At 74.6% G+C, this 25,579-nt stretch carries 20 protein-coding genes and 1 pseudogene; 7 read left to right on the plus strand and 14 right to left on the minus strand.

Features of this window, described 5'->3' with window-relative positions:
• Positions 1–119: 119 nt before the first annotated feature.
• From ACIQUQ_RS03800 to ACIQUQ_RS03820, 5 genes are all read right to left on the minus strand, one after another.
• Positions 120–2,858: a DNRLRE domain-containing protein gene (locus tag ACIQUQ_RS03800; protein WP_403970962.1), complete on the minus strand. Its 2,739-nt coding sequence runs from the start codon at positions 2,856–2,858 to the stop codon at positions 120–122.
• 63 nt (positions 2,859–2,921) lie between these two features.
• Positions 2,922–3,752, minus strand: coding sequence for an ABC transporter permease (locus tag ACIQUQ_RS03805; protein WP_403970964.1), 831 nt, complete (start codon positions 3,750–3,752; stop codon positions 2,922–2,924).
• A gap of 44 nt (positions 3,753–3,796) precedes the next feature.
• Positions 3,797–4,720 (minus strand): ABC transporter permease, encoded by a 924-nt coding sequence (locus ACIQUQ_RS03810; protein ID WP_403970966.1) that lies wholly within the window; start codon positions 4,718–4,720, stop codon positions 3,797–3,799.
• Positions 4,721–4,727: 7 nt separating this feature from the next.
• On the minus strand, positions 4,728–5,936 hold the full coding sequence (locus ACIQUQ_RS03815) for an ABC transporter substrate-binding protein (protein WP_403970968.1): 1,209 nt from the start codon (positions 5,934–5,936) through the stop codon (positions 4,728–4,730).
• A 124-nt stretch (positions 5,937–6,060) separates the two neighbouring features.
• Complete coding sequence (locus ACIQUQ_RS03820; protein WP_403970970.1) at positions 6,061–7,164, minus strand: ABC transporter ATP-binding protein; 1,104 nt, start codon at positions 7,162–7,164, stop codon at positions 6,061–6,063.
• Positions 7,165–7,313: 149 nt separating this feature from the next.
• Here ACIQUQ_RS03820 and ACIQUQ_RS03825 point away from each other — a divergent pair, with 149 nt between their 5' ends.
• The 3 genes from ACIQUQ_RS03825 (at position 7,314) to ACIQUQ_RS03835 (ending at position 10,163) form a co-directional block, all read left to right on the plus strand.
• Positions 7,314–8,063: a FadR/GntR family transcriptional regulator gene (locus ACIQUQ_RS03825; protein ID WP_403970972.1), complete on the plus strand. Its 750-nt coding sequence runs from the start codon at positions 7,314–7,316 to the stop codon at positions 8,061–8,063.
• A 26-nt stretch (positions 8,064–8,089) separates the two neighbouring features.
• Positions 8,090–8,857, plus strand: a complete 768-nt coding sequence (locus ACIQUQ_RS03830) for a cache domain-containing protein (RefSeq protein WP_403970974.1) — start codon at positions 8,090–8,092, stop codon at positions 8,855–8,857.
• A 499-nt stretch (positions 8,858–9,356) separates the two neighbouring features.
• Positions 9,357–10,163: a glutamate ABC transporter substrate-binding protein gene (locus ACIQUQ_RS03835; RefSeq protein ID WP_403970976.1), complete on the plus strand. Its 807-nt coding sequence runs from the start codon at positions 9,357–9,359 to the stop codon at positions 10,161–10,163.
• A gap of 70 nt (positions 10,164–10,233) precedes the next feature.
• On the opposite strand, the gene ACIQUQ_RS03840 is transcribed toward ACIQUQ_RS03835, so the two are convergent.
• Positions 10,234–11,205, minus strand: coding sequence for an SMP-30/gluconolactonase/LRE family protein (locus ACIQUQ_RS03840; RefSeq protein ID WP_403970978.1), 972 nt, complete (start codon positions 11,203–11,205; stop codon positions 10,234–10,236).
• A 270-nt stretch (positions 11,206–11,475) separates the two neighbouring features.
• On the opposite strand from ACIQUQ_RS03840, the gene ACIQUQ_RS03845 reads away from it, so the two are divergent.
• Both ACIQUQ_RS03845 and ACIQUQ_RS03850 read left to right on the plus strand, forming a co-directional pair.
• A complete protein-coding gene (locus ACIQUQ_RS03845; RefSeq protein ID WP_403970980.1) occupies positions 11,476–12,267 on the plus strand; it encodes an SDR family NAD(P)-dependent oxidoreductase in 792 nt (263 codons plus the stop codon).
• Between the two features lie 153 nt (positions 12,268–12,420).
• Positions 12,421–14,370 carry an AMP-binding protein gene (locus ACIQUQ_RS03850; RefSeq protein ID WP_403970982.1) on the plus strand — a complete coding sequence of 650 codons (1,950 nt, stop codon included), beginning with the start codon at positions 12,421–12,423 and terminating at the stop codon, positions 14,368–14,370.
• Between the two features lie 92 nt (positions 14,371–14,462).
• Here ACIQUQ_RS03850 and ACIQUQ_RS03855 read toward each other — a convergent pair whose 3' ends face one another.
• The 5 genes and pseudogenes from ACIQUQ_RS03855 to ACIQUQ_RS03875 all read right to left on the minus strand — a co-directional run bounded on the left by ACIQUQ_RS03855 (position 14,463) and on the right by ACIQUQ_RS03875 (position 19,608).
• Positions 14,463–16,169, minus strand: coding sequence for a GNAT family N-acetyltransferase (locus ACIQUQ_RS03855; RefSeq protein WP_403970984.1), 1,707 nt, complete (start codon positions 16,167–16,169; stop codon positions 14,463–14,465).
• Positions 16,169–16,996: a serine/threonine-protein kinase gene (locus tag ACIQUQ_RS03860; RefSeq protein ID WP_403971790.1), complete on the minus strand. Its 828-nt coding sequence runs from the start codon at positions 16,994–16,996 to the stop codon at positions 16,169–16,171. The genes ACIQUQ_RS03855 and ACIQUQ_RS03860 overlap by 1 nt, the downstream gene beginning before the upstream one ends.
• Positions 16,997–17,089: 93 nt before the next feature.
• A pseudogene (locus tag ACIQUQ_RS03865) lies at positions 17,090–17,773 on the minus strand (SPFH domain-containing protein); the annotation flags it as partial.
• A gap of 111 nt (positions 17,774–17,884) precedes the next feature.
• Complete coding sequence (locus tag ACIQUQ_RS03870) at positions 17,885–18,499, minus strand: dihydrofolate reductase family protein (protein ID WP_403970986.1); 615 nt, start codon at positions 18,497–18,499, stop codon at positions 17,885–17,887.
• Between the two features lie 266 nt (positions 18,500–18,765).
• A complete protein-coding gene (locus ACIQUQ_RS03875) occupies positions 18,766–19,608 on the minus strand; it encodes an alpha/beta fold hydrolase (RefSeq protein ID WP_403970988.1) in 843 nt (280 codons plus the stop codon).
• Between the two features lie 110 nt (positions 19,609–19,718).
• On the opposite strand from ACIQUQ_RS03875, the gene ACIQUQ_RS03880 reads away from it, so the two are divergent.
• Positions 19,719–20,324, plus strand: coding sequence for a putative glycolipid-binding domain-containing protein (locus tag ACIQUQ_RS03880; protein ID WP_403970990.1), 606 nt, complete (start codon positions 19,719–19,721; stop codon positions 20,322–20,324).
• A 9-nt stretch (positions 20,325–20,333) separates the two neighbouring features.
• On the opposite strand, the gene ACIQUQ_RS03885 is transcribed toward ACIQUQ_RS03880, so the two are convergent.
• Both ACIQUQ_RS03885 and ACIQUQ_RS03890 read right to left on the minus strand, forming a co-directional pair.
• Positions 20,334–21,056, minus strand: coding sequence for an NUDIX domain-containing protein (locus tag ACIQUQ_RS03885; protein ID WP_403970992.1), 723 nt, complete (start codon positions 21,054–21,056; stop codon positions 20,334–20,336).
• Positions 21,057–21,207: 151 nt separating this feature from the next.
• A complete protein-coding gene (locus tag ACIQUQ_RS03890; RefSeq protein WP_403970994.1) occupies positions 21,208–22,548 on the minus strand; it encodes a tetratricopeptide repeat protein in 1,341 nt (446 codons plus the stop codon).
• 152 nt (positions 22,549–22,700) lie between these two features.
• Here ACIQUQ_RS03890 and ACIQUQ_RS03895 point away from each other — a divergent pair, with 152 nt between their 5' ends.
• Positions 22,701–24,071: a M64 family metallopeptidase gene (locus ACIQUQ_RS03895; RefSeq protein ID WP_403970996.1), complete on the plus strand. Its 1,371-nt coding sequence runs from the start codon at positions 22,701–22,703 to the stop codon at positions 24,069–24,071.
• Positions 24,072–24,156: 85 nt separating this feature from the next.
• Here the strand turns inward: ACIQUQ_RS03895 and ACIQUQ_RS03900 are convergent, their stop codons facing one another.
• Positions 24,157–25,266 carry a hypothetical protein gene (locus tag ACIQUQ_RS03900; protein ID WP_403970998.1) on the minus strand — a complete coding sequence of 370 codons (1,110 nt, stop codon included), beginning with the start codon at positions 25,264–25,266 and terminating at the stop codon, positions 24,157–24,159.
• Positions 25,267–25,579: the final 313 nt, after the last annotated feature.

Raw genomic sequence — 25,579 nt, forward strand, 5'->3', positions numbered from 1 at the left:
CTTCAGGTTCCGTCCGGGCACGGGGCATGGGAAAGGGGGCGCGGACCAGGTCCGCGCCCCCTTTCCCCGGGTACCTTCAGGCCCTCCCGGGCCGGCCGGGCCGGCCGTCAGGCCGTTCCTCAGGCCGGGCCGAAGGTCAGCGACAGCTGCGGCGTGCCCTCGTTGGCCGTGGCCTCGGAGGACCAGAGCCACAGGGCGTCCGTACCGGGCCCGGTGAGTGCCAGGCTGTAGCCGCCGCCCAGTGCCGCCGCCACCGAGGCCCGGTCGAGCTGCACCGAGGCCACCGCGGAGCCGTCCGCGACGCCCGGCAGCGTGCCCAGGACCGCCCCGCCCAGTGCCGGACGGGTGTTGTACGTCGTGCCCGCCTCGGTCCAGGCCCCGGTGACCGGCACCACCGAGACCGTGTCGGCCGTGCCCGCCCCGCTCATCGTGCTGGTCTTGACGCTGAGGGTGGCGGACTTCAGCACCGTGCCCGCGGGGGCCGCCGGCAGGCTGAAGCGCAGGTAGCTCTGGTAGAGGCTGCTGCCGCGCACGGCCAGGGAGCCGGACGCGCCGTAGTTGGTGTCCGGGGCGCCCTGGTTGACGTACGTGTCCTCGCTCGCGGTGACCAGCGCCACCGAGTCCGAGGGTGCCTTGGCCAGGGTGAAGTGGTTCTGGACCTGGGCCGCGGTCAGCACTGACGGGTAGACGGCCGTCTCGTCGATCTGCCCGGCGAAGTAGTTGCTGGTGGGGCGGTTGGGCCAGTTGTTGAGGTTGTCGCCGCCCACGTGCCAGTAGCCGCCGTAGGCCTGGTTCGTGGTGTGCGGCAGCGTGCCGCGGTTCTGGCCGTCCACCCAGAGCACCATGCCGCCCGGGCCCTGGGTCGCGACCACGTGGTGCCACTGGTTGTCGTTGAACGCGGCCGCGGTGGTGATGGTGCGGGTGGCGCCGTTGTAGATGCCGAAGACGATCCGGCCGTCGTTCGTCATGTAGAGGTGCTTGTCGAACGCGGAACTGTTCCGGGTGGTGTTGTTGCCGAAGCCCAGCAGCTTGCCGCCGCGGGTGGTGGAGGTGCGGAACCAGGTCTCCAGGCTGTAGCTGGGGGTCACCGTCTGGCGCCGGTCGCTGTGCACCTTCTGGACGGCGCCGTCGAAGCCGATCGCGGTGCTCGGGCCGCTGATCGCGCCCGGACCCTGCCGCAGTGCGGGGCCGTTGACGTGCAGACCCGAGGTGTTCCCGGACACCGAGGAGTCCGCCACGTACGGGAGGACCGGGTCGTCGTACCGCCAGTACAGCGTCGCGCCGTCCGAGCGGACCCGGTCCGGGTACGACTGCACGGCGGTCGGCACGGTCACGCTCGCCGTCGCCGACAGGGCGCTGGTGTTGCCGGCCGCGTCCGTGGCCGTCACCCGGTAGGTGTACGTCTGGCCGGCCGTCACCGCGGTGTCGGTCCAGGAGGCCTGCGGGCGGAGGAAGAACAGCGAGTCCGCGGTGGTCGTGTGCACCGGGGAGGCCCCGCCGTTGCGGTAGATCCGGTACGTCAGCCGGCTGTCGTCCAGGTCCAGGCTGGTGCGCCAGCGCACCTGCACCTCGCCGGGCCTGACGGAGCCGGCGCTGGCCACCGGGGTGGTGGGCACGCCGGTGTCGCCGGTGGACGCGAAGCGGGTCAGGCCCTGCTGGGCGTGTCCGTTGACGGTGGTCTGCTCGCCGCCGACCCACAGGTAGTCGACGCCGTTCTTGGCGCCCACGGCCAGCACGCGCGGTCCGATGCCCTCGCCGATGCCGTCGTTGGTGTCGGGCGCCCAGCCCAGCTTGCCGGTGCCGGTGACCGGCTGCGCCAGCAGGTGGTGGCGCTGGCCGTCGGGGAACTCGCCCACGCTGGAGCAGTCGTGGGCGTGCGAGGCGCTGTACAGCACGCCCTGGTGGTGCAGGACGGCCTGGGTGGCGCCCAGGCAGCTGTCCCGCCACTTCTGGTTGAAGTCGGAGAGGTTCAGCGCGATCCGGCCGTCGAACCCGCCGGTGCCCTCGTTGGCCGTGTAGAAGCCGGTGGCGTCGGAGGTGAGGTCCTTGACCACCGACTGGTTCTGGATGAACCCGGCCGGATACGCCTTGGTGAGCGCCCCGGTCGTCGCGTCGACCACCGCGAGGGCGTGCGTGGCGGTGCCGTTGACGGTGAAGAAGTCACCGCCCAGGATCACGTTCTTGCCGTCCGGGGTGACCTCCAGGGCGCGCCCGGGCTCGTCGGCGTTGGCGGTGAACGGCTTCAGCGCGCCGGTGCCGGCGTCGACCGCGGCGAACCGCTGCCGGGTCTGACCGGCCACGGTCCCGAAGTCGCCGCCGACGTAGACGGTGTCGCCGGTGACGGCGAGCGCGCGGACCGTCGCGGGGAAGCTGGGCCGGAAGGTGTTCTTCGGCGTGCAGGTCGCCACGTCGATCGCGGCCAGGCTGCTCACCGCGAGCCCGTTGACCGCACCGAAGTAACCGCCCGCGTACAGCGTGGACTTGTCCGCGGACAGCGCCAGTGCCCGCACGGTGGCGGTGCCGGATCCCACGGTGAAGGAGAGCTTGCACGAGGTGGGGGCGCCGGTCGCGGCGTCGAGGGCGACGAAGTTCACCGCCTGCTGCTCGGTGCCCGCACCGCCGGCGGGCGGCCGCACGGCCGAGAACGTACCGCCGGCGAACACCGTGCTCCCGGCCGCCGCCAGGGACCACACCACGCCGTTGGTCTGCCAGGTCGGCAGGTCGTCGGCGGTGAACGCGACCGGCGGGGTGATCGCCGACGCCTGCGGCACGAGCGCCCCGGCCAGCCCGGCGCCGGCCAGTCCCAGCACCAGCGCACCGGCCAGCGCCCGGTATCTCCTCCGTGTCGACCTGTCCATGAACCCCCCAGAGAACCCGGCTCCGCGCCGGAGGACCCGGCGCGCTACGGGCGCACAATAGGGTCATTTCCTTTCGGCCACACCCCGATTGACCGAAACGGTGCCGGACGACAGCCGCTGGGCGAGGAACACCGGGACCACCGAGAGCACCACCAGCACGGCGGCGACCACGCTGACCACCGGAGCCTGCTGCGGCCGCGCCATGTTCGAGAAGATCCACACCGGGAGCGTCTGCACGCCCGGGCCCGCGGTGAAGGTGGTCACCACGATCTCGTCGAAGGACAGCGCGAAGGCCAGCAGCCCGCCCGCCGCCAGGGCCGACCGGACCAGCGGGAACGAGACGTCCCGGAAGGCGCGGAAGCCGTCCGCGCCCAGGTCCATCGCCGCCTCCTCGTACGAACCCGGCAGCCGCCGCAGCCGGGCCAGCACGTTGTTGAACACCACCACCACGCAGAACGTGGCGTGGCCGACCACCACCGTGAACAGCCCCAGCCCCACGCCCAGCGGCTCCAGGACCGTACGGAACGCGGAGTTGAGCGCCACGCCCGTGACGATGCCCGGCAGCGCGATCGGCAGCACCACCACGAACGACACCGTCTCGCGGCCGAAGAACCGGTGCCGGTGCACGGCGAAGGCGGTCAGCGTGCCGAGGACGAGCGCGATGACGGTGGCCCCGAGCCCCGCCTTCACGGAGGTCCACAGCGCTGCCCGGGCCCCCTCGCTGCCCCAGGCGTCGGCCCACCAGCGCAGCGTGAAGCCGCTGGGCGGCCAGCCCGCACTGCGGTCCGGGTTCACCGAATTCACCAGCACCAGCAGCAGCGGCACGTAGATCACCGCGAAACCGAGCACCGCGGCCAGCCGCAGCGCGATCCGCGCCGGACGTGAGAGGTTCATGGCGTGTCTCCTGGGACGGCCCCGGGGCCGCCCGGTCGATGGCTCTAGAGGCTGCCGAGCGCGCCGGTCCGGCGCACCGCCAGCAGGTACAGCACGATCGCGGCCACGGGCAGGGTGCCCAGCGCGGCGGCCAGCGGCGGGTCCAGCGTGATGTTCGCGGCGATCAGGTTGCCGATCAGCTGGGTCTTGCCGCCCACGATCTGTACGGCGATGTAGTCGCCCAGGCTCAGGGAGAAGGTGAAGACCGACCCGGCCGCCACGGCCGGCAGCACCATCGGCAGGACCACGGACCGGAAGGTGCGCCAGGTCCGCGCACCCAGGTCCGCGGAGGCGTCGAGCAGGTTGTCCGGCAGCTGCTCCAGCGCCGCGTGCAGCGGCAGCACCATGTACGGCAGCCACAGGTACGTCAGGACGATCACCACGGCCGGCAGCCCGTACCCGGGGCCGTCCAGGCCCAGCGGCGCCAGCACGGAGTCCAGCAGCCCGCCCTCGGCCAGGATGATGCGCCAGGCGTACGCCTTGACCAGGTAACTGGCCCACAGCGGCATCAGCAGCCCGACCACCAGCAGCGGACGCCACCGGGGCCGGGCCACGCGGGCGGTGTAGAAGGCCACGGGGAAGGCGGTCACCGCGCACAGCACGGTCACCGCGAGGGCCACCCCGACGCTGCGCAGCGCGACCTGCCCGTACACCCCGGAGGTGACCAGCGCCCGGAAGTTGCGGCCGGTCCAGGTGCGGACCACGTCGGAGGTGAAGGGGTCCGTCGACCAGAAGGCGGACAGGAACAGCGCGGCCAGCGAGCCGAGGTAGGCCAGCACGAGCCAGGTGAGCGGGGCGGAGAGCAGCAGGGCGAGGCGGAGCCGGGGGCGCCGGTGCAGGCCCCCGGCCAGCCGCCGGACGGGTCCGGCGGCCGGTGCGGCGGCCCGCGCCGCCGGTGCGGCGGCGGGCGCGGGCGGGGCGGAGGTCATCGGCAGGTCAGCCCTTGATCTCGGTCCAGGCCTGCACCCACTCCGAGTACGGCACGCAGGTGGTGTCCGTGCGGCCGTCCACGCACTGCGGGATGGGCGTGGTCCAGAAGTGCACGCGCTTCCAGTACGGCTCGTCGGCGGCGTGGTAGGTGGCGCAGTGGCCCTTGTCGGCGGTCTTGTCGCAGGACTTGGCGTTGGAGGGGGCCTCGCCGAAGTACTCGGCGACCTGGGCGTTGACCTCGGGCGAGATGATCCAGTCGAGCCACTTGTACGCGCAGTTGGGGTTCTTGGCCTTCGCGGAGACCATCCAGGTGTCGGACCAGCCGGTGGCGCCCTCCTTCGGCAGGACCGCCTCCACGGGGGCCTTCTCGGCCTTGGCCGCGTTCACGATGACCTGCCAGGTGGTGCCGACCACCGAGTCGCCGCTCTTGAAGGCGGAGATCTCCTTGAGATAGTCGCTCCAGTACTCGCCGATGTTCCGGTTCTGCTGCTTCAGCAGGTCCACGGCCGCGTCGAACTGCCTGCGGTCCAGTGCGTACGGGTTCTTGATGCCGAGGTCCGGCTTGGTGGCCGCGAGGTAGAGCGCCGCGTCGGCGAGGTAGATCGGGGAGTCGTACGCGGTCACCTTGCCCTGGTGCGCGGCGCCCTGGTCGAAGACGGCCGACCAGGAGTCGGGGGCGGGGGAGACCTTGTCGGTGCGGTACATCAGCAGGTTGGCGCCGCGCCCGTGGGGGACGCCGTACGCGACGCCCTTGACCGAGTTCCAGGGCTGGTTCTTCAGGCTCGGGAACACGTCGGCGTAGCTGGGGACCAGTGAGGTGTTGACGGGGGCGGCGTCGCCGGAGGCGATGAGGCGGAGCGAGGCGTCGCCGGAGGCGGACACGGCGTCGTACTGGCCGGTCTTCATCAGGCTGACCATCTCGTCGGAGGTCCCGGCGGTCTTGGTGTTGACCTGGCAGCCGGTCTTCTTCTCGAAGGGTGTGACCCAGTCGGTCTTCGGGTCGTTCGAGCCGTCCTCGGTGTAGCCGGCCCAGGCGATCAGGTTGACCTGGCCCTCGCCGGCGCCGAGGGATTCGAGGGCGGAGAGCTTGGGCGGGGTGAACCCGCTGCCGCCGGGTGCCCCGGCCCCGCCGCCGTCGGCGGAGCCGCCGCACGCGGTGGTGAGGGTGAGGGTGCCGAGGGCGGCCGCGGCCGCGAGGGTACGGGTGAGGCGCACGGTGTCTCCAGGGGAAGGTGCCGGGATGGCGGGACGGGAGGGGGACGGGGGTGCGGCGGTGAGGACGGGTCGGGAGCGTCGGGTGTGACGGGGGAGCGGGAAGCCGCCCGGAAACGGGCCCGGGTCAGGCGGGGGCGCCGACGGGGAAGTTGTGGCGCCGGTCCCACCGGAGCCGGACGCGCGCGCCGCGGTAGGCGGCGACGTCGGCGGAGGAGGTCTCCAGGTTCTGCTGGACGGCGGTGAGCCGGCCGCCCGCGTCGAGGTCCACCAGGAAGCGGGTGGCCCCGCCGAGGTAGACCACCTCGGCGACGGTGCCCGCGGCGGTGCAGAACCCGCGTCCGGCGTCCGGGCCGTCCGCGCCGTCCGCGGCGTCCGGACCGGGCGCGGCGGCCGGGTCGCCGTGCAGGACGCGGATCTTCTCGGGCCGGATGCTGTACGTGCCCCCGGTGCCGGTGAGCCGTTCGGCGGCCGGTCCGGTGAGCAGGTTCGAGGTGCCGACGAAGCCCGCGACGAAGGCGGTGGCGGGGCGCTCGTAGATCTCGGCCGGCGTGCCGGTCTGCTCGATCCGGCCGCCGTTCATCACCGCGATCCGGTCGCTGAGCGTCAGGGCTTCCTCCTGGTCGTGGGTGACCAGGACGAAGGTGATGCCCACCTCGCGCTGGAGCGCCTTCAGCTCGACCTGCATCTCCTCGCGGAGCTTGAGGTCGAGGGCGCCGAGGGGTTCGTCGAGCAGCAGGACGGCGGGCCGGTTCACCAGGGCCCGGGCCAGGGCCACGCGCTGGCGCTGGCCGCCGGAGAGCTGGGCGGGGCGCCGTGCCCCGTACCCCTCCAGGCGGACCCGGGCGAGGGCGGTGCGGGCGCGGTCGAGCCGCTCGGCCCGGGGCACGCCGCGCACCTTCAGCCCGTAGGCGACGTTCTGCTCCAGCGTCATGTGCGGGAACAGGGCGTAGTCCTGGAACACGGTGTGCACGTCGCGCTCGTACGGTGCGGCACGGGTGACGTCCCGGCCGGCCAGCTCGATGGTGCCGCCGGTGGGGGCCTCGAAGCCGGCGACCATGCGGAGGACGGTGGTCTTGCCCGAGCCGGAGGGGCCGAGGACCGAGAAGAACTCGCCGTCCGCGATGTCGAGGTCGATGCCGGTGACGGCGTCCGTCCGGCCGAAGGACTTGCGCAGGCCGCGCAGCCGGATGGCGTGGGGGCGGGGAGCCCCGGTGGCGTTCGCCGCCATGGAGGGGACCTTTCGGGGGGCCGACGGGGGTGCGGGCGGGGGCGGTTCCGGCGTGCCGGGCCTCCGCTGCGGCGTAAACCTATGAACCCATAGGTCAAACTTCAAGAGCCCGATAAGGTAAAGCTTCCGTCATGCACAAGGTGGTGATCATGAGCCGAACCGGCGTGCGCCGCGCGGGGGACGGGGCCCGCACGGCCGTCTTCACTCCCGTCGACACCCTCGCCCGGGTCGACGCCGTCATCCGGCGGCTGGGTGACGCCATCGAGCTCGGCCTGCTGGCCGACGGCGAGCAGCTGCCCGGCGAGACCGACCTCGCCACCCAGCTCGGCGTGTCCACCGTGACCCTGCGGGAAGCCCTGGTGGCCCTGCGCCAGCAGGGCCTGGTGACCACCCGGCGCGGCCGGGGCGGCGGCAGCTTCGTCACCGTCCCCGAGGGGCCGCCGGCCGCCCGCCTCACCGCACGGCTCACCGCCTGGAGCCCCGAGGAACTCCGCGACCTCGCCGACCACTGGGCCGCCATCGCCGGGGCGGCCGCGCGTCTGGCCGCCGGCCGCACGGAACCGGACGATCTCGCGCCGCTCCGCCGCTCCGCCGAGGAGCTCGCCGGAACCGCGGACCCCGCGGCCCGCAGCCGCCTCCACGGCAGGTTCCACGTGGAACTCGCGGCCGCCGCCCAATCGGCCCGTCTCACCAGGGAAATGGTCGGTTTCCAGACGCAGGTCGGAGCGCTACTGTGTCTCGCGCTCGCCGAGGAAGCACACTGCCAGCGCGTCCTCGGACGGCTCCGCGCGCTCCTCGCCGCCCTGGCGGAGGGGGACGCCGAGGCCGCCAGAGCCCTGGCCGAGCACTGCGTACAGGACTCGATGGACCCCCTCATCGAACTCCGCCTCCGCTCCTAGGCGGTGGCCGCCCGGAGGTAGACACGATGCCCCGCACCCTGGAGGCCACGGCCGGCACGGCCGCTGTGACCGCCCGCGTCAGAGCCACGCTGGAGGGCGTCTTCGAGGCGGTCGCGAGCACCGCCGAGGAGGCCGCGCGCCTGCTGGCCGCCGCCGTCCCGTCACCGGGAAGCCGCGGGCCGGTCACCGCCGACCTGGCGGCACTGCGCCCCGCACTGCACCGCCGGCTGGGCGAGGCGGGGCTGGTCTCGGGCATCGGCTTCGTCGCCGCTCCCGGCCTGCTGGCCGACGTACCGGCGTGGCTGGAGTGGTGGCAGTCCGCCCCCGAGGGGGCCGTCCGCCCGCTGCTGCTCGACCTGGACCCCGGCACCTCCGCCTACTCCGACTACACGCACTGGGACTGGTACGCCCTGCCCCGCGACACCGGGGCGCGCACGGTCGCGGGCCCGTACGTCGACTACCTCTGCTCGGAGGAGTACAGCCTGACCCTGGCGGCCCCGGTGCGGGTGGCCGGGCGCTTCGCGGGGGTCGCCGCCGCCGACGTGTACCTGCGGCACTTCGAGGCCGAGGTGATGCCGCTGCTCCAGGGGCTGCCGTACCGGGCGAGCCTGGTGAACGCGCGCGGCCGGGTGGCCGCCTCCACCGACCCCCGCCACCTCGCGGGCGCGCTGCTCAAGGGCCCGGACCTCGCCCGGGCGCTGGCCTCCCCGCACCCCGTCACCCACGCCGGGCTGACGCTGACGCCCTGCGAGGGGATCCCGCTGGTTCTCGTCACGCCGGCGGCTGCGGGCTGAGGCGCCTGAGGCTCTTGAAGCTCTTGAGCTGTTTGAGGTTCTTGAGGTTCTTGAGCCGGCCCGGGTCGGGCGGCGGTCAAGGGCAATCCCGGCCAATCGCCCATACCTGCATCTATGGGTTGAGCCACATCTGGGGTGTGTCCGGATTCCGGTGCGTGCGCGATCGGGAATCCCGCATTCCGGTTAGTGGCGGCACTCCGGGCTCCGCCCGGCCTCCCGTTCTCGTCGCGGACTTGCGGATGTGAAGACCGAGGCCGGACGGCCGTGATCGACGATCTTCGGCCGTTGTGGGGTCCCTTCGGAGGATCTCCGGCAGAGCCGGATCGTTATCCTCAAATCTTCCTCAGATCTAGTGACTCCCCGCTCGTGGCGTCTCTAGCTTCCTGCTCGGGCAGCCTGTGTGTCGGCCCGAGCAGCGGCCGTGCCGCGGACCTCCTGTCGAAGCTCCCGCACCACCGACGCCTGCGTCAAGATCATTGATTCGAAGGATGTTCAGAGCATGAAGGTTTCCAAGGCCGGTGCCGTCGTCGCGGTCCTCGCACTCTCCCTGACCGCCACCTCGTGCGGCGGCTCCGAGGAGAAGTCCACGATCTCGATCGGCATCAAGTTCGACCAGCCCGGCCTGGGCCTTCGTGAGGACGGCGCGTTCTCCGGCTTCGACGTGGACGTCGCGAAGTACGTCGCCAAGGAGCTCGGCTACGGCGAGGACCAGATCGAGTTCAAGCAGGTCTACAGCTCCGACCGCGAGCTGCTGCTCCAGTACAAGGAGGTCAAGTTCGTCGTCGCCAGCTACTCGATCAGCGAGAAGCGCAAGGCGAAGGTGGACTTCGCGGGCCCGTACTTCCTGGCCCACCAGGACCTGATGATCCGCTCCGACGAGACCGAGATCAAGAAGGCCCAGGACCTCAACAGCAAGCGGCTCTGCTCCGTGACCGGCTCCACCTCGGCCCAGAACGTCAAGGACAAGCTGGCGAAGAAGGCCGACCTGCTGGAGCTCGGCGGCTACTCCGAGTGCGTGGTCGCCCTCCAGGACGACGTCCTCGACGCCATGACCACGGACAACTCCATCCTGGCCGGGTACGCCGCGCAGAAGTCGAACCAGGGCAAGTTCAAGCTGGCCGGTCTGAACATGAGCGACGAGTACTACGGCATCGGCGTCCGCAAGGGCGAAACGGAGCTCCAGACCCAGATCAACGCCGCCCTGCGCAAGATGGTCAAGGACGGCTCCTGGTCGCGCTTCGTGAAGGCCAACTTCGGCGACGAGTACCGCAGCGAGCCGGCGCCGGCCATCACCGAAGGCAAGTGACGCGAGCCGCACCGCCGCCGGCCTGCGCCGGCGGCGGTGCGAACGCGTGGTGGGCGGCCGGGGGCACGGGTCAGCCGAGCGGCACGGAGACGATCGAGGACGCCGTCGCGGGGTCGCTCCAGTCCGCGTCGAACGCCGCGTTCACCACGTAGAGCCGCCCGCCCCACACCGCCGCCGTCGTCGGCTCGTCGAAGCGGGCGTCGGTGATCCGCCGTACGAAGCGGCCGCGCGTACCGTCGTCGCTGAGGGTGAACACGTCGACCGCGTAGGCCCAGTTGCGTACGACGTACAGTGTGCGGCCACGGACGGCGAGACCGTCTCCGTACCCCACCGAACCTTCGCCCTCCAGCACGGTGCGCGTCGCCGCGCCGGTGCGCGGGTCGACCCGGAACAGGGCGGAGACGTTGTCGTTCACGACGAGCAGGGCCCGCCCGTCCGGGGTCCGCTCGATGCCGTTGGAGCCCCAGTACGCGCCGCCCGGCGGCGTCGGCGTCCACTCGCCGCCGAGCGACAGTGCGCGGACGGCCGCCCCGGGCACGCCTGCCGTGCCCAGCGGCAGGTGGTACAGAACGTCGTTGAACGAGTCGGTGAACCAGGCGCCGCCGCAGGCGACCACCACGTCGTTGACGAACGCGGTGCCCGTCACGGCCTGGTGGGTGGCCAGCACCCGCCCGCTGCCGGCGTGCACCACCCGGACCTGTCCGCTGTCGCCGCCCGCGACGAGCAGACGTCCGTACGGGTCCAGCTTGAGGCCCACCGACATGGGTCCGGTGCCCTGGGTGACGATCCGGCCCGTGCCGGTCACGAGGTCGACCCGGTAGAGGGAGCCGTCGATGAGGGACCCGGTGTAGGCCACGCCCCCGCGGGAGACCGTGATGCCCTCGGGCTGGAAGCCCGGCGGGGTGGCGAGGGTGGTGGGCCGGTCCGCGGTGGTCCCGGTGCCGGCGGCCGACGCGGCCGGGGCGAGCGGGCCCGCCAGGGCGGAACCGGCGAGGGCCGCGGCGGCACCGAGGAAGCCGCGCCGTGCGAGGGAGCCTGCCACTGTCTGGTCCTTCCGAGTCGACGGTGGAGCAAGGGTGTTCGACGCATCCACCTCAGCACACCACTCCCGTGACGGGGACGGTCTACGGGGACGCTTCACAAGGGAATGGGGACGTTCCCCTTCAGCCCGCGGCCGCCCGGACCCCGCGGCCGCCCGTGCCCCGCGGGCGCCCGTGCCCCGCGCCGCCCTCGCCGCCGGTGGGCCCGGGCCCTGTGCCGCCCCGCCGGCCGGGTACCTTGATCGCGAGCTTCGAGAGGGCGGTGCGGTGCCATGACGGGGAACGCGGAACGGACCACGGCGGCCGGGAGCGCCGCGGCGAGCGGCGCCGGGGCCCGCCGCGTCACGGTGGTGACCGGCGGCAGCCGCGGCATCGGCGCCGCGGTGTGCCGGCGGCTGGCGGCCGGGGGCCACGACCTCGCCCTCGCGTACGTGAGCAACGCCGGGGCGGCCGAGCGGGTGGCCGCGGACGTCCGCGCCGCCGGCGCGCGCTGCGTCACCGTACGCGCCGACACCTCCGTCGAGGCCGACGTGGACCGACTCTTCGACACCGCCCGCGACGCCCTCGGGCCGGTCACGGGACTGGTCAACAACGCCGGCGTCACCGGCCCCCTCGGCCGGCTCGCGGACGCCCGCACCGACGACCTGCGGCGCGTGGTCGAGGTCAACCTCCTCGGCTACCTGCTGTGCTGCCGGCGCGCCGCCCGCGACCTGCCGGACGGCGGCGCGATCGTCAACATCTCCTCCGCCGCCGCGACCCTCGGCAGCCCCGGCGACTACGTGCACTACGCGGCCACCAAGGCGGCCACCGACACCCTGACCATCGGCCTGGCCAAGGAACTCGGCCCCCAGGGCATCCGCGTCAACGCCGTGGCCCCCGGCATCATCACCACCGGCATGCACGCGACGATGGGCGACCCCGACCGCCCCGCCAAGGCCGCCGCAGGCATCCCGCTGCGCCGGCCAGGACACCCCGACGAGGTCGCGGGCGCGGTCGCCTGGCTGCTCTCCCCGGACGCCTCGTACACCACCGGCACCGTGCTGCGCGTCTCGGGCGGCCGCTGACCGGGCCGGTGGCGGGCGGGCCGGTGACGGCCGGGCCGGTGGTGGGCGCAGGCGGGTCAGTGACGGTTTCGCCGAACTCCCGTCTTCGTACCGAAGGTTGATGTTCTGTCACAGACCGGACCGGCTGTCGGTGCCCGGTGCCATCATGCGGGAATGACGCAGGCATCAGAGTCCGCAGCCACCGGTCCCCGCACCGCGGGCACCGTCACCCGCCTCTTCGCCGCCAGGGTCCGGGACACCCCCGACGCCCCCGCCCTGATCGCCGTCTCGGGCACCCTCTCGTACGCCGAGCTGGACGGCCGCGCCAACCGGCTCGCCCACCGGCTCCTCGCCTCCCGGCTCCCGCAGGGCGTCACCGTCGCCGTCGCCCTGAGCGAGGAGGCGGACACGGTCGTGGCGCTGCTGGCCGTGCTGAAGGCCGGCGGCGCGTACGCGCTCCTCGCCCCCGGCGCACCGGGGACCGCCCAGAAGCAGCTCGCGGCCGCCGCCCCGTACGCCCTGCTCACCGACTCGCGCACGCGCCACACCCTGGGCGCGGACAAGGGCGACCGCCGCGTGATCCTCCTGGAGGACGAGCGGGAGGCCGTCGCGGCGCAGCCGGCCGACGACCCCGGCGCCGAGCCGGGCGGGACCGCCGCGGTCCTCTTCACCGGCGCCGACGGCACCCGCGCCGTCGGCGTCAGCCACGAACGCCTCCTCGCGGCCCACGCGTCCTGGGCCGAGGTGGCCGGCACGACCCCCGGCGACCGGCACCTGGTCACCGCCCGGCTCGACGTCACCGCGTTCGCGGCCGGCTGGACCCGGGCCCTGTGCGACGGCGGGGCGCTGGTGCTGCCCGGACCGGCCCGCGAGCGCGGCGGCGACCTGCGCCGCGTCCTCGCCGAGGAGCGCGTGACCGTCCTGCACACCGACCCCGGCTGGGCCGTCCACCTCTTCGGCCCTCGGCGCGCCGCGGCCCCGGACTCCCTTCGGCTGGTCACGGTCACCGGGGACCGCCTCTACGTCGACCAGCAGGCCACCCTCCAGCGGCGGCTCAGTCCCGGCGTGCGCCTGCTCAACGTGTACGGCGTCACGGAGACCGCGGGCGTGGGCACCTTTTTCGAACTGGCCCGCCTGTCCCGCCCGGTGGCCCGCTCCGAGTCCGTCTCCCTCCTCGGCGAGCCCTTCCCCGGCTGCCGGGTCGAGGTCCAGGACGGGGAGATCCGCCTCGGCCCGCCCGAGGGCGGCGATGCCGTGCCCACCGGCGACCGCGGCCGGCTCCGCGAGGACGGCCTGCTGGAGTTCGGCGGCCGGACCCGGGACGTCGTCGTGTCCGACGGCCACACCGTGGACGCGTACCGCGTGGAGTCCGAACTCCGCTCCCACGAGGGCGTGGGCGGCGCCATCGTCGCCCGGATGGACGAGGGGGTGCTGCTCCGTACCCTGGCGGTGTACGTCGAACCGAGCCCCGACGAGGGCGACCGGGCTCCGGGCCGGCCGGCACCGGGCTCGATCGAGCTGCGGCGCCACCTGGAGGGCCGGGTCCCCAAGGAGGACATGCCCAAGGTGGTCGTGCGGCTGCGCGCCCTGCCCCGCAACCGGGCCGGCCAGGAGGACCGAGCGGCCCTCCCGCACCCCCCGTCGGGCCACGCCACGGGCACCAAGTACGGCGCGGCGCAACCCGGTTCGCCCGAGCCCTCCGGGTGCGCCACCGGCTGCACCACGCTCATCGTGGCCCTCCTCGCCATGGCCCTGACGGACTTCCTCTGGACCGGCTCCACCGACCTGTCCGGCGTCCCCGGCCCCTGGGCGGGCTTCTTCTTCGGCCTGTACGCGGCGGAGTGCCTGGCCTTCGGCGCGGGCATGGCGTTCCTCTTCACCGGCCTCCCGCGGATGCTGCGCGCGCGCCGCTCCCCGGGCCTCACCCGGGCCGCCCACCTGGCGGTGGTGTACCTGCTGGCCTCGTGGTGGCCGCAGGACAACGCGTACCGGATGGCCGCCAAGACCGACTGGCCCCAACAGGCCCTGTTGGTCTACACGTTCAACATCCCCCTGATGGTGGCCGCCGCGATCGTCGCCGTCTACGTCACCCGCCGCCCGAAGGACACGTACGACGCCGACTGACCCGGATCCGGGGCGCGCGCCGCGCCCCGGTCCCGGGATGCGCGCCGTGCCAACGGTCCCGGGATGCGCGCCCCCGGTCCCCTGGAAGCCGGTCAGCCGGTGAACATCGTCGCGAGGGCCGACGAGGCGCGGCGGACCAGGGCGTCCGCCGCGTCCAGGGACGGGCGGCTGTGGGAGGCGAGGAGTACGCCGAGGTACGGGGAGGGGGCGAACGCGGCCGTGGGGACGGCCGGGAGCAGCAGCACGCCCAGCTCCGCGCACCCGGCGGTGAGCGCTGCGACGTGCTCCGCCAGGCCGGCGTCCGGCAGCCGGGCCCCCAGCGGCACCCGGTCCACGATCCGCACCAGGTGCCCGGCGCCGCGCAGTTCGTCCAGCCGTGCCCCCACCATGAACGCGACGGACGGCCCGGTCAGCCGCAGGTTGGTCTCCGTCGGGGCGAGTCGGCCCGCCCGGTCCGCGACGAAGTCCACGTCGAACCAGCCCCGGTAGCCGTCCGCCGCCAGCTCCCGGCCCACCGCGTGCCCGAAGGCCAGCGCCGCCTCCTCCAGCACGGCGGGGACCACCCCGGGGCCCACCGTCGCCCCGCGGTACGCCGTGCCCGCCACCTCCATGACCGCCGCGCCCACGTCGTGCACCCGCCCGGTGGCGTCCACCAGTCCGTCGTACGTCAGGTCGCCGCCCTCCGGCACGCCCTCGACGTACTCCTCCACCAGCAGCGGGCCGCGCGGCAGCCGCCGCAGCACCGCGCGCGCCGCGCCCGGCGCCACCACGGCGGTGCCGGAGCCGCCGACGCCGTGCTCGGTCTTCAGCACCGCGGTCTCGCCCGCCCGCGCGCGGGCCCGCAGCAGCCGCGCGGCCCGCCACCGGGCGGCGGCGTACGTCTGCTCCGGCACCCGGATCCCCGGATGGCGACCGGTCTCCGTCAGTCGCCGGAACAGGGCGTTGGCGGCCGACTTGGACTCGTACCGCAGGGCGGCCGCCCCGGTCTCCCCCCAGGACACCATCGGCAGGCCCGTCTCCCGCAGCCGCGCGGCCAGCGCGGGCCGGGCCGCGAGCCCGGACCGTACCCCGCCGCGCCCGGACGTGCCCTCCGCCAGCCCGTCGTACAGCTCGACCTCCCCCCAGCCCAGCTGCCGCGACACCGTGGCCAGCCAGCCCTCCGGCACGGTCAGCGGCAGCACCAGGGCGGCCGGGTGGGGGCTGTAGAAGGCGGCGAGACAGGAGTAGTGGTGGGCGGGCTCCTGCGCCTCGTCCAGGGTCGGGTCCGCGAACTGCCGGTTGTACTCGGCCACGTTGCCGAGGTGTACGGCGCGCCGCCCCCCGGTCCAGGCCCGCACCCAGGCCGGCGTACCGGCCAGCTCCACCTCGAAGCACGGCAGCCCGCGCGGTGCTCCGGGGACCGGCCGCGCGCCGACCGCCGTGTAGAACGGCACCGCGTGCGGATCGGCCTCGACCAGCAGCCGCCCGGCCCCCAGCCGCCGCGCCCGGGCCAGCGCGTCCCGGTACAGGGCTCCGCCGACCCCCTGGCGGACCGCCCGGGGCTCCACGAACAGCAGCCCCAGCCGCACCACGGGCGCCTCGCCCTCCAGCGAGGCCAGCCCCAGCACTTCCCCGCGCCGCTCGGCGACGACGATCCGCCGCCGCGTCACCTCACCGGCCAGGAGGGTGAGTTCGGGGACGCAGGACTTGAGGAACGCGTCGTCGTACCCCCAGTGCGCCTTGGACCGCAGCATCAGTCCGCTCAGGGCCGCCGCCTCCTCGGGGCGGGCGGCGCGCAGGAGGACGTCCGTGCCGGGCATCAGGCCCCCGGCGCGGGGACGGTGGCGGCCTGGTGGCGGGCCACCAGCGTGCGTACGGCTCCGGGCAGCCAGTCCCCGGGGGCCTTCTCCCCGGAGCGGGAGAGCCGTTGCAGGATCTCGGCCGGTGTCGGCCGTCCGGCCGGATCCTGCCGCAGGCAGTCGCCGACCACGGCGGACAGGTCGGCGGGCAGGGTGCGCAGCGCCTCCTCCAGGACGGTGCCCTCCGGGAAGGGCGCGGCACCGCCGGCGTGGCAGAGCACCATGCCGAAGGCGTACGCGTCCACGGCCGGGGTGAGCGGCCCGCCGGTCAGCTGCTCCGGGGCGAGGAAACCGCGGGTGCCGACCACGAAGTCCGTGCGCGTGAGGGCCGTGCCGTCGGCGGCCCGCGCGATCCCGAAGTCGATGACGCGGGGGCCCGCGTCGGAGACCACGACGTTGCTCGGCTTGAGGTCCCGGTGGATGATCCCGCAGGCGTGGATGCCCTCCAGCGCCTCCGCCAGGCCGAGCGCAAGCGTCCGTACGGTCGTGGCGGGGAGGGCGCCGTGGCTGCGCAGCACCTCGTGCAGGGACGGCCCGGGGATGTACTCGGTCACCAGCCAGGGCCGGGCGTCGTCCGTTCCGGCGTCGACCACGGGCGCGGTGTGGAAGCCGCCGACCCGCCGTACGGCGTCCACCTCGCGGGCGAAGCGGCGGCGGAAGGAGGGGTCCTGGGCCAGCTCCTCCCGCACCACCTTGACGGCGACCCGGCGGGCGCCGGGCGACACGCCGAGGTAGACGGTGCCCATGCCGCCCTCGCCGAGCCGGGCGGTCAGCCGGTACCGGCCCACGTGGGCGGGGTCGTCCCGGCGCAGGGGCGGGTGCCGGACGGGCTCGGGGGCGGGCGGGGCGGGGTGGCGTACGACGGCCGCTGCGGCGTCGTCGGCCTCGGCGGCCCTGCGGAGCCGGGCGATCTCGATCTCGCCCTGGGCGCGGAGCAGCGCGGCCTGCTTCTCGCCGTCGGCGCGCAGGATCTCGGACTGGCGGACGCCTTCGGCATGGAGGATGGCGGCGCGCTTGTCGCGGTCGGCGCGCATCTGCTTCTCCATCGAGTCCTGGATGGAGACGGGGGGTTCGATGGCCTTGAGCTCGACGCGGTTGACGTGGACGCCCCACTTGCCGGTGGCCTCGTCGAGGGCGCGGAACAGGGCGGCGTCGATCTGCGGACGGGAGGCAAGGGCTTGTTCCAGGTCCATCCCGCTGAAGATCTTGCGGAGGGTCGTCACGGTGAGCTGCTCGATGGCCTGGATGTAGCTGGCCACTTCGTAGGTCGCGGCGCGGGCGTCGGTCACCTGGTAGTAGATGACGGTGTCGATGTTGGCGACCAGGTTGTCCCGGGTGATGACCGGCTGCGGCGGGAACGGGACCACCTGCTCCCGCAGGTCGATCCGGTTGCGGATCGTGTCGACGAACGGGACGACCAGGTGGAAGCCGGCGCCCAGCACGCGCGTGAACCGCCCGTAGCGCTCGACGATGGCCGCGCTCGCCTGCGGGATGACCTGCACCGTGCGGATGACGAGCCACAGCAGGACCAGCCCCACCACGGCCGCCACGGACCAGCCGATCAGCGCCCCGACGTCCACCGAACCCCCCGTGTGCCCGCTCCCCGGAAGCGCAGTTTCGCAGAACCCCCTTGATCCGCACAGGGTTTGAAGGATTCGGGGCGAAGATCCGCCCGCTCAGTAGGAGCCGAACGCGGCCGGTCCGGCCGGCCGGTAGGTGTGCAGGACCACGTCCTTGGAGGTGGTCTCGGTGCCGACGAGCTGGAACCCGGTCGGCACCGCCCCCTCGGCGAAGAGGCGGCGGCCGTCGCCGATGACCACGGGGAAGACGTACAGCCGGTACTCGTCGATCAGGCCCTCCGCCATCAGGCTCTGCGCGAGCCGGCCGCTGCCGTGGATCTGGATCTCGCCCGCGACGTCCGCCTTGAGCCCGGCGACGGCGTCCGGCACGTCGGAGGAGATCACCGTGGTCCCCGGCCAGTCGGCCTGTTCCGGGGTGAGGGTGGTCGACACGACCCACTTCGGGCAGCCGTTGAGCCGGGCGGCGACGACGTTGTCCGGGTCCTTCTGGTGCGGCCAGTAGCCGGCGAAGATCTCGTACGTGCGGCGGCCGAGGAGGAAGCCGGTCACCGGACGGAAGCGCTCGTCCACCAGCCGGCCGAAGTCGGCGTCCCAGTACGGCACGGTCCAGCCGCCGTGGCGGAACCCGCCCGTGGTGTCCTCCTTGGGCCCGCCGGGCGCCTGCATGACTCCGTCGAGGGTGACGAACGTGGTGAGGGTCAGCTCGGCCATGGCTCTCTCCAGTCCTCCGGGGATCCCCCTCCCCTCCAGCAGACGCCATCGGCCGGGCGCGCGCACATCGCGGCCCGGCGCCCGCGCATCGCGGGCGGGCGTGCGTACGCCGCGACAGGGGCGCCGGTCGGTCGCGACGCGGGTGCCGGTACGTGGCGACGCCGGCCCGGGCCCGCGACGTACGCGGTCACCCGCCGGGACCGTACGCGGTCACCCGCCGGGACCGTACGCGCCCCCTCCGGGACCGTACGCGCACCCGCCGGGCGTCAGGCCGCGGGCGCCGGCTCCGCGGGGTGGGCGGCCAGGAACTCCACCAGCAGGGCCGAGGTGTCCGCCGGCCGTTCCACGGCCGGGAGGTGGCCCGCCCAGTCCAGCTCGACGTGCCGGGCCCGGGGGAGCAGGGCCGCTACCTCCGCCGCGATGCCCCGGAAGTCGGCGAAGTCGTGGGCGCCGCCCACGACCAGGGCGGGGGCGTCGACGCGCGCCAGCCCGTCCGCGAGGGCCGGAGCGCCGGCCTCGGTGCCTTCGGCGGCGTCCGCGCCACCCTCGGTGACCGCACCTTCCCCGTCCGCCTGCCCGTCCTGCGCGAGCGCCGCGAGCTGGAGCTCGAACGCCCGGCGCTGCATCACGGCCACCAGCGCCCGTGCCTCGGCGGTGGCCTCCGGGCCCACCCAGTGCTCCACGTTCAGGGCCACGGCCGCCTCGACGTCGCCCGCCTCCAGCAGGGCGTCCTCGCGCTCCCAGAGAGCGGTCAGCTCGGCCCCCGGTTCGAACCCCGCACGGGCCGGGCAGAGCAGGGCCAGGGCCCGTACGCGCTCCGGCGCCCCGGCGGCCAGCTCCAGCGCGACGCGCCCGCCGAAGGAGGCCCCCACGAAGGCCGCCTCCCCGATCCCGAGGGAGTCCAGCAGCGCCAGCACGTCGTCGGCGTCGCCGTACGGGCCGGAATCCGCCGGCGTCTGTCCGTACCCGCGGAGATCGGGCCGCAGCACCCGGTGCCCGGCCGCGACGAGGGCCGCGGCCTGCGGCTCCCACATGCGGCGGTCGCACACGCCGGAGTGCAGGAGTACGACGACGGGCCCGGCACCTTCAAGATCATGAGAAAGAATCATGCGGCGGATCGTAGGCCCGGCTCCACCCCGGTGAACAGCCGTTATCCGCTCCCGCCCCCGGCTGTGCGCGGAGCGTGCCCGGCGGGACACCGGCGGGTAGGGTGCCGGATATGACCCGTGAGTCCGTTGTCGCCCCCTTCGTCCGCACCTGGGAGGTCGTGCCCAGTCGTGGGTACGAGACCTCCTGGATCGACCTCGGGGAGACGGCCCTCTCGGCGCGCGGGCGGGCGGTCGGGCTCGCGCCGGAGCCGTACTGGGTGGCGTACGAGCTGGAGACGGGGGAGGGCTTCGTGACCCGTCGCCTGCACGTCACCGTGGAGACCGCGGCCGGCACCCGGACGCTCGACCTGCGCCGCGAGGACGGCGGCGGGGCAGATGAGGGTGGCCGCTGGACCCTGGACGGCACGCACCGGCCCGACCTCGACGGTGCCCTGGACTGCGACCTCGGCCTGTGCCCGCTGACCAACACGATGCCGGTGCTCCGGCACGGCCTGCACCGGCACCCGGGCGACGGCCCGCACGAGTTCGTGACGGCCTGGGTCTCCGTACCGGACCTGGCGGTGAGCCCGGTGCGCCAGACGTACACGCACCTGGCCCGTGCCGAGCACGGCGCCCGCGTCCGCTACGCCTCCGGTGACTTCACGGCCGACCTGGACCTCGACGACCACGGCCTGGTCCTCGACTACGCGGGCCTGGCCATCGCCCTCACCCGCTGACCGCGGCCCTCACCAGGCGCAGGGCGGCCGCAGGTCGCCGATGGAGTCGGCCAGTTCGATCGGGTGGGCGGGGAAGCCCGCGGCGTGCCAGTGCGCGATCCGCCAGGACAGCCGGCGGGGCCAGAGCGGGGTGCCCGGCAGGTCGGCCACCGGCACCCAGGTGGGCGTGCCGCCGTAGTTGTCCAGTTCCCCGGCGGGCAGGATCCGGCCCTCGGCCCGCACCGCGAAGTAGTGCTCCCGGCGGCCGTCCTTCCAGACGCGCGCGGCTTCCGAGACCACCGTGCCGCGCAGCCCCGTCTCCTCCCGCAGCTCGCGGACCGCGGCCTGCTCAGGCGTCTCGCCGGCCTCGACGCCCCCGCCCGGGATCTCGTAGTGCCAGACCCCGGCCCGCTCGAAACCGATCAGCAGGGCGTGCCCCTCCCGGATGACGATGGCCCCGGCCCGCACCCGGACGGGCTCGCGCACCGTCGGGTCGTCGGCCGGCAGCAGCCCGGCCGGCGGCGCGCCGCGCACCCAGCCCCGCAAGACCGTCTCCGCCGTCCCGACGGGACGGATGGAGGCGTGCAAGGCCTCCTCCAGCGACAACCGCCCGTCGCCCGCGTGCCCCGCACCGCCGGGCAGCACCCAGCACGACGCGGCACCGTCACGCACGCGCTCCAGCACGAGCCGCCCGTCATCGAACCGCACGTGGACGAAAGGCGTTTCACCGACCACCGACCCAGCCTCACGCATCCGCCGAGCGTAGCCCGCCCGCCCGCAGCCGGTCGAGGCGCCGGACGCGCCCCCGAGGCCCTGGTGGCCGGCACCCCCCGTCGGGCGCCGGCAGCGGCGCGAGGGGGGCCGGGAGCGGCCCGTGCCCGTGGCTCCTGCAGGGCGCGGCCGGTCAGGGTCTCGGGAGGGGCGGGGTCGAAGGGGCCGGGCCCAGGGTGGTGGTGCCCGGGGCCGCGCGGTGGGAGAGGCCCGTGCGGTACGCGTCCAGGGCCGCCTCGATGCGGCCGGTGCGGCGCAGCAGGTCGCCCAGCAGGCGGCACAGGTCCGCGAGGTCGCCGCTGGCGCCGCTCCGCTCCAGCAGGGCCAGCGCCCGTACGTAGTGCTCCTCGGCCGCGTCGGTGTCCCCGCGCTCCTCCGCGATCAGGCCCAGCAGCCGGTGCGCACCGCCCGCGTGCACCGCGCCGTGCCGGGCGTCCAGGTCCAGCAGCGCCGACAGCAGCCCGGCGGCCTCCTCGTGCCGGCCCAGCCGGCGCAGCACGTCGGCCAGCTCCACCTCCACCTGCGCGGCGAACAGCGCGGCCCGCTTGGCCGTGAGCATGTCCCGGGCCGTGCGCAGCTCGCGTTCCGCCGCGACGAGTTCGCCGTTCTGCGCCTGCACGTAGCCGCGCATCCAGTGGCAGTGCGCGAGATCGGTGCGCAGCCGCAGCTGCCCGTAGATCGCCTGGGCCTTGGCCAGCGAGGCGTCCGCGTCCGCGGTCCGCCCCTCGGCCAGGAAGGTCCGGGCCACCTGCCGGTGCATGCCGGCCACCAGCGCCGGATCGGTGGCCGAGGGGGCCAGCGCCAGGGCGAGTTCCGCGGCGTGCGCGGCTCGCGCGTGGGCGCCCATGTCCATGTACGGGCTGATCACCGCCGCGTACAGGAGCAGCAGCGCGTCGGGGTCGGCCAGGCCGCCCGCCCCCAGCGCGTCGATGGCGGACTCCAGCAGGTAGCACGCGTACCGGAGTTCGCCCGCCAGCAGGTGTGCGATGGCCCGTCCCCGCACCGCCCGGGCCCGGCGCGGCAGCGGCTCGTCCGCCAGCAGCTTCTCGGCCTCCTCGAAGTGCCTTTGCGCATCCGGGAGTTCACCGCACTCCAGGGCGCACTCCCCGAGCCCCAGCAGTGCCTCGGCCCGCTCCGGCGCGAGCTCCAGGTGCTCGGCGTCCGTCAGCGCCCGGCGGAACAGCACCGCGGCCTCGTCCGCGGCCCCGGTGGCCAGTTCGCGCTGGGCGTCGGTCAGCGCCAGCCGCAGCTCGGTGCCGAGCCGGGGCGGGCGGCCGGTCGCCAGCTCCTCGTACGAGGTGCCGAGCCGTTCCGCGAGGAAGCGCAGGGCCGTCTCCGAGGGGCGCACCTTGCCGGACTCCAGCGTCGAGACGTACGCGGGCGTGTAGGCGGGCTCCGCCAACTGCCGCTGTGTCAGGCCGCGTTCGCCCCGTAGCCGCTGCACCCGGCGCCCGATCGCGGCCGGTTCGTCCATCGGATTCCTCCTGTGTCGCCAACTCCCCGCTGCGTGAAGGAAGTAGACCATTGCGCGCGCCCCGCGCCGCCGCATAGCTTAAGCCAGCAGTTCATCAGATTTACTGCACTGCTTAATCGCGGTCCACCATCCACCCCCCAGGAGCACACCCCATGCGCGCAACCCTGCGCACCGCCGTGGCGACGGCCGGCATCGCGGCCACCCTCGCCGCGGTGCTGGCCACCGCCCCCGGCATCGCTGCGGCCCAGCCCGAGCCCGCCCCGGCCCCGACCGACGCGAGCGGCGCCGTCGTCGAGGTCGAGATACCCGGCCCGGAGCACGGCGGTCTCGCCGGCTCCGGACACCGCCGCGTCCCGGCCGCCTCCCCGCACAAGTCCACCGCCCTCGACTCCCCGGCCGCCCGGGCCGCCGACGGCGAGGTCACCCGGCTCGTGGACAACGGGCGGACGGCCGACCGGCTGGACGTCGTGGTCGTCGGCGACGGCTACACGGCCGGCGAACTCGCCAAGTTCCACACGGACGCCCAGGCCAAGTGGGCGGAGATCACCGCCGTCGAGCCGTACACGACGTACCGCAACCTCTTCAACGTCTGGGCCGTGGACGCCGTTTCGAAGCAGTCCGGCGTCACCGGGGACCCCGACGCCACCACCCGGCGCGACACCGCGCTCGGCTCGTACTTCTGGTGCGAGGACATCGAGCGGCTGCTCTGCGTCGACCAGAAGAAGGTCGACTCGTACGTCGCCAAGGCTCCCGACGCCGACCTCGTCCTGGTCCTCGCCAACAGCAAGAAGTACGGCGGCGCCGGCTACAACGAGCCCAGCGCCTCCCTCGGCTACGAGGGCATCGCCACCGCCTCCGCGGGCAACGACAAGTCCGGCCAGGTCGCCATCCACGAGACCGGCCACTCGCTGGGCAAGCTCGCCGACGAGTACTTCTACCCCGACTACCCGGGCTACGAGAAGTACACCGGCGCCGAGCCGGCCGACTCCAACATCAGCACCCTGAGCGCGGCCGACCTGGCCCGGAAGCGGGCCAAGTGGTACCGCTGGCTCGGCGAGACCTCGCCCGACGGCGGCAAGGTCGGCGCGTACGAAGGCGGCGGCTACTACGTGAAGGGCCTCAACCGGCCCACCGACAACTCGATGATGCGGGTGCTGGACAAGCCGTTCAACCTGCCGGGCGTGGAGCAGATGATCGCCGGCTTCTACCGGCACGCCCGCATCGCCACCGCGCTCACCCCGACCGACCGCACGCTGCGCACGGGGGCGACCGCCCGGATCGCCGTGCCGAAGCTGGTCACGGCGGACGGCCGCAAGCTCTTCATCCGCTGGTCCCTGGACGGCAAGCAGCTGCCGCAGTTCAACGGCCACACCAAGGTGAAGGTCTCCGACCTCGGCCTCTCGGCGGCCGACCTGCGCACCCACAAGCTCACCGTCACGGTCACCGACCGCACGCGGGCGGTCCGCGACCCGAAGATCGCCGACACGCTGAAGCGGACGGTGGCGTGGAAGGTCCGCCGCTGACGCCCTCGCGGGCGTGAGGACGGCGTGACGCCGGCTCGGGCGGGACGGCAGACGGATGCCGTCCCGCCCGAGCCGTTGCGGCGTCCTACAGCCCGAGCCCGGCGGTCAGGTCCCCGGCCACGCCCGCGGCGACCGACAGCAGCGCGGCGTCGGCGCCGGGGAGGGCGGCCGGGCCGGCGGGGCCGCCTGAGCCGGGGGCGCCGGGCGTCTCGCCGCCGAGCAGGAGGGTGATCAGCCGCAGCTCGGCGGAGCCGGGACCGCCCGGCCGGACCGGCAGCTCCCCGAGCCGGGGCAGGACGAACCCGGCGGTGGCCGGGGGAACGAAGGCGGCCAGGGCGGCCAGCGCGTACCGGGCCGGCAGCGGCTGTGCGTCCCAGGTGCGTACGAGCCCGGGCACCCGCGCGACCACGGCGGCCCGCAGCTCCGCCGCGTACCCGGCCCGGTCGAAGCCGCCCGGCACCGGGCCCGCCGGGGCGGCCGGCACCGTACCGGCGTGCAGATCGGCGGCGGCGGCCAGCAGTTCGCGCAGCGCCACCGTCCGGCCGCCGGGCGAGACCACGGGCGACGCGGCGACCTCGGCATGGAACGCGACGGCCCGGATCCCTCCGCCACCGAGCGCCGGCAGGTGCTGGACGCACACCGTCAGCTCCTCCCAGAACGACCGGGTGTCCGGGTACGGGTCCTCCTCGGCCGGCCCGGGATCCAGCAGGTGCGCGAGACCGGCCGGCGCCGCCTCCGGGGTCCCGTACAGCCGCCGCGCCACCTCCACCGCGGCCCGTACCTCGGCCGGCGCGGCGGTGCCGAAGGGATCCCCCTTCCACCGCCGCCGGGGACGCGCCTCCGCCTCCGGCAGCGGGTCCGGCAGCGCCATCAGCGCGTCCGGCGCCACGTGGAGCAGCCGGTCGCCCCCCTCGTCCGGCACCGCCGCCGGCCCGTGCGACCACGCGGCCAGCGTGCCTCCGTACTCCCGCGCCAGCGCCGCCACGCGCCCGCGCTCCCCGGCCAGATGGGCGTCCAGCACCTCCGGCGGGCGGCCCTCCGGCACCGGGTACGCGGCCAGCGCCGACAGCCGGGGGAAGCCCGGCCCCGCCTCCAGCCGTACGGAACGGAAGCCCCGGCGCCCCGACTCGGCCGCCGCACCCCGTGCCGCGCCCTCGCCCGGCATCACCAACAGGTACGCCACTCCGATCACCATGCAGCCGATCATGCCGCCGGTCCGCCCGCACCGGGCCGGAATGCCGCCGTCCCCTTATGGGGGAGGGTGCCGGGGCAGGGGGCGGGACCCGGGCCCCGGCACGGACGGCCGCCCCCGGCACAGGCAGCCGCGTCCGACACGGGCAGCCCCCGGCACGGGCAGCCGCATCCGGCCCGGGCATCCGCCCCCGGCACGGAAGCCCGCGTCCGGCACGGGCAGCCCCCGGCACGGACAGCCGCACCCGGCCCGGGCATCCGCCCCCGGCACGGAAGCCGGCGTCCGGCACGGGCAGCCACACCAGGTCCCCCGCCCC

The organism is Streptomyces sp. NPDC101118, assembly GCF_044759445.1.
In the GTDB taxonomy this organism is placed as follows: domain Bacteria; phylum Actinomycetota; class Actinomycetes; order Streptomycetales; family Streptomycetaceae; genus Streptomyces.